This window comes from Spirosoma sp., from assembly GCF_048594605.1.
Classification (GTDB): Bacteria; Bacteroidota; Bacteroidia; order Cytophagales; family Spirosomataceae; genus Spirosoma.
Genome location: NZ_JBMDWV010000003.1, coordinates 1 through 3579 on the forward strand (window position 1 = coordinate 1; position 3579 = coordinate 3579).

The window sequence follows — 3579 nt, forward strand, 5'->3', positions numbered from 1 at the left end:
AACTTCGATTGAAGGATAGGCTAAAACCTACTTGCCTTCCAGCTTTTGTACTTGTTCAAAATCGCCAACTACCCATTTTGGTTTACTGGTGGCAAATGGGTCGAGAATAAACCGCCCTGTTTTGGTGTCTAGAATGATCACTTGTCTTTCGCCAGCAACCACCTGAAACCGGCGGGTATCTAAAACTGCCGGATCGGGCTGGGCATCGCGGGCGGGTTTAAAGTTAGTGAGCGTTAGTAAGCCGCCTAAGGTGAAAGCCCCTAATAAGAATGAACGGATGTCAATCGCGATATTGATAGTTTTCATATTCGCTGAGGTTTTTGGATAAAAAGGGCCTGTTGACTCCAATATACGCATAGTCTCCATGGCTAATTATTGGGTTAGCCTCTGCTACTCTAAGTTGCTCTGGATGATTGAAGGAATAGACTATCTGAAAATTAGCCAAACCACATTTCATTTTGCCCCAAAGCATACACAGATGAAGGCGAGCTGATATTGTGCAATTTCGGATTTTGATAGTCTCAGAAAAATGCTCGAATTACTTCTACTTCACCTTACTTAAACACTGAAGTGAGTTAAGCAGCAGCCACGGGCGTTTAAGAGAACTGTTGTGGTGTTTACTGCTTGTAAAGTGGCCTGCATGGTGTAATTACTGTGACCACTTTTGCCTTTCCGTTGTTAAACCCCTTAGCTTCTAGCAGATTGCGAACGTGGTTTTTAAGCTGGGCTTTTTTTATCTCTGTTATAATGAAATCAATCGTATCGCCAAGAAAAACGATCCTGATATAAGCCCCAATGAAGCTGGCGATACCCGTTGCTATGATAATTAATCCATCGACTATTTTGGCCCACTTGAGCGTAACTATTCCCCCAAGTATGCCAATCACCCCTGTAAACACATCGCTGACTACATCCGCCAGTGTAACTACAATTTTGCAAACAGTCTGGCCAACCCACCGTGCTACAAAATCCACAACATATGTTATCACTTTTAAAAAAGTAGTTACAAAATTACATAACCAATTGACCGGCCAAGGCCAGTCTTCACATACCTCCTCTGTTTTCTCTATCCATTCCTCAACTTCCCTTGTTACTTTTTCCTGAATCCATTCTCCGATTTGGGTGCATACCAGTGCCATTGTTTCAGTTATTAAATATGACTAAACTTGTTCACTTCTATAATCGAATTCCTTACCCTTTTTAAGAGTATAGCCATCTTAAAGCGAAGGACGGCGTACGTACCAACCTTTCCTGCCACTGCTCCAACCAGGAATATTGTGGCCATATCAAGGAAAGCATTGTCAAACACCCAGCCCCCTTCTAAGCGAAGCAACCAGCCAAAAACAAGTAATAAGATACCGGCGACCATCCCTTCTTTACAGCCACAACTTTTTAAGTATTCATTGGTCTGTTGTTCCAACTGAGCATTCATATGCCCATGTATTCCTGAAATGGCAATTTTTACCTGGTAAGCCGCTGATCTAGTAATAGTTGGTTGATCAACTAAAAAAATGAGTTGTTGTAGACTTGTAACAACCAGAGGCATTTTTTTCGCTGGTTTTTCCGTTGGTACCGGGGTACTTTGAACACTAGTTGAGGAGGTATACATGATAATAAGTTTCTTGAGTCCACCACCAGTTGGATAGGGCCGGGACAGCGACGAAAACAGGCAGTAACTTGCTCATGGATCTGTTCGTTTTATTGGTTAGTCAGTATCTTAGTCGCTTCTTACCCAATAGGAGGAAACATTGCCTTGTCATACTGGAACACCCCTGTCCCCACTGCCCGAATTAGCGTAAACACGTAGCGTTCTCTGCGTACCTTTACTACAGGCTAACAGCCTGTTCCTCTTTTTCAATACTATTCATGAAATCGATTTCCCTGCGGCTGCTGGCTTATGGCCTGCTGCTGTTTACGCTGGTTCACTGCAAACAGCCTGGCGTTTCAACCCCTGACAATACTTCCCCGACTCGCGACGACAATATGGCTCTGGGTAATCCCGATGGCGCCCGAACCAGCGAAGCCAGTCCCAATGCGTATCTGATTTCCCGCGCTACGTATAGTGTTTCGTATAACCAATCCACCGGTATCGCCAATTGGGTGAGCTGGCATCTAAGTTCAGCCTGGAAAGGATCAGCCAGCCGCTACGCCGGAAACTTCATTCCTGAAACATTGCTGCCTTCTGGGTGGTACGTAGCGCGGCATTCGGATTATACGAATACAGGCTTTGATCGAGGGCATTTGTGTCCGAGCGATGACCGCGACAGTACAGCCGAGGAAAACCGGTCAACGTTTATTCTTTCCAACATCGTTCCCCAGGCGCCTGCGTTCAAGCGGCAAAGCTGGCGACTGCTGGAAGAATACTGCCGCAGTCTGGTAGCGGAAGGCAACGAGCTGTACATCATCGCCGGCCCATCCAGCCAAGGCGGGGAGGGCGACAACGGAACCGCTACGGCGCTGGCAGGTGGGAAGCTGACCGTACCGGCTGTGCTTTGGAAAGTAATTGTGGTGCTGCCCGTCGGGTCGAATGACTTGAATCGGATCAACGCTCAGACGCGGGTAATCGCGGTCTGGATGCCGAACACGAATGCAACGGGCGATGCGAAATGGAACAGTTTTCGGACGAGCATAGACGAGATCGAAGCAGAAACAGGGCTTGATTTTTTCTCCAACGTACCGGTATCCACTCAGCAGGTAATTGAAGCGGGCGTTGATAAACAGACGATTCAGTCGGTGTATTTGACTGATAAGTAATTTGTGTTCATAAACCTTTTAAAAGACAAAGCACTAATTTAACTCATTAGTGCTTTGTCTGAAAAATGAGAAAATTATTAGAAGAGATAAGCTAGAACTTTATCAAAACCCTCTAAAACAAATTCATAAGTCCATTCCAAAGTTTTGATTATCGCTAAAGCAATTAAGTGGAATGTCACGTGATTGGCTACCTCTGGCCAGTTTACGCCTTGTCGCAAGTTGGCCAAAAAATGTAAAAGAATAAATACACACTTCATTTGGCTCAAACGTTTATTTAGGTATACTTAAAAAATAAGGCAACGAGAGGTGAGTTATATCAATATATGCCTAGGCAGATTGATATATTACTTAAGTAAAATATTAATTATGAAGCTGTAACTATTGAGGAGGCATTGTGTAGATATAGAAGTATTTCATATCTATGAATTAGAGGGTACAAAGACAAGAATAACAATTCTAAAACAAAAAGAACCCAACTGTGCTTTAGTTAGATTTGATTACTCTAAGAACTGGTCTGCATAAATAATCAGAGTTATCTTCGTATTTTTCTATACTATTTTTTAAAGCTCTCATATCTATTTTAAAATTACTTAGCTCACCAGCTGCTTTTTTCATTATATCCTTTTTGGTGTATATGTTCCCTAAGTTTTTTTTTCGCTTTTGCGATGTTGTATCCATCAGGTGCATCAACAATTGCATTTTAAAATAGCCATCGTCTTTATGCAAAGTGAAATTATCTAAAGGTATGCCACACTTATGTAAATTCTTTTTTTCTATAGGTATTTGAATGTTTAACATTGCCGGTGTTGGAGCTAAGCTTAATAT

Annotated in this window: 5 protein-coding genes; 1 reads left to right on the forward strand and 4 read right to left on the reverse strand. The window is 42.9% G+C overall.

The features are described 5' to 3' along the window. Positions 1 to 27: 27 nt before the first annotated feature. The 3 genes from ACOJS8_RS00120 to ACOJS8_RS00130 form a co-directional block, all read right to left on the reverse strand. Positions 28 to 306, reverse strand: coding sequence for a hypothetical protein (locus ACOJS8_RS00120; RefSeq protein WP_420146497.1), 279 nt, complete (start codon positions 304 to 306; stop codon positions 28 to 30). A 311-nt stretch (positions 307 to 617) separates the two neighbouring features. After that, positions 618 to 1139: a hypothetical protein gene (locus tag ACOJS8_RS00125; RefSeq protein WP_420146498.1), complete on the reverse strand. Its 522-nt coding sequence runs from the start codon at positions 1137 to 1139 to the stop codon at positions 618 to 620. Between the two features lie 11 nt (positions 1140 to 1150). Continuing rightward, positions 1151 to 1609, reverse strand: a complete 459-nt coding sequence (locus ACOJS8_RS00130) for a hypothetical protein (RefSeq protein WP_420146499.1) — start codon at positions 1607 to 1609, stop codon at positions 1151 to 1153. 257 nt (positions 1610 to 1866) lie between these two features. Here ACOJS8_RS00130 and ACOJS8_RS00135 point away from each other — a divergent pair, with 257 nt between their 5' ends. Next, positions 1867 to 2754 carry a DNA/RNA non-specific endonuclease gene (locus ACOJS8_RS00135; protein ID WP_420146500.1) on the forward strand — a complete coding sequence of 296 codons (888 nt, stop codon included), beginning with the start codon at positions 1867 to 1869 and terminating at the stop codon, positions 2752 to 2754. A 483-nt stretch (positions 2755 to 3237) separates the two neighbouring features. Here the strand turns inward: ACOJS8_RS00135 and ACOJS8_RS00140 are convergent. Beyond that, the coding region (locus tag ACOJS8_RS00140; protein WP_420146501.1) for a hypothetical protein at positions 3238 to 3579 on the reverse strand (342 nt) is incomplete at its 5' end.

What these genes read in the sequence shown, in the direction of transcription:
- ACOJS8_RS00135 (WP_420146500.1), top strand. Translation starts at nt 1,867, where the DNA reads ATGAAATCGATTTCCCTGCGGCTGCTGGCTTATGGCCTGCTGCTGTTT.
- ACOJS8_RS00130 (WP_420146499.1), bottom strand. Translation starts at nt 1,609, where the DNA reads ATGTATACCTCCTCAACTAGTGTTCAAAGTACCCCGGTACCAACGGAA.
- ACOJS8_RS00120 (WP_420146497.1), bottom strand. Translation starts at nt 306, where the DNA reads ATGAAAACTATCAATATCGCGATTGACATCCGTTCATTCTTATTAGGG.
- ACOJS8_RS00125 (WP_420146498.1), bottom strand. Translation starts at nt 1,139, where the DNA reads ATGGCACTGGTATGCACCCAAATCGGAGAATGGATTCAGGAAAAAGTA.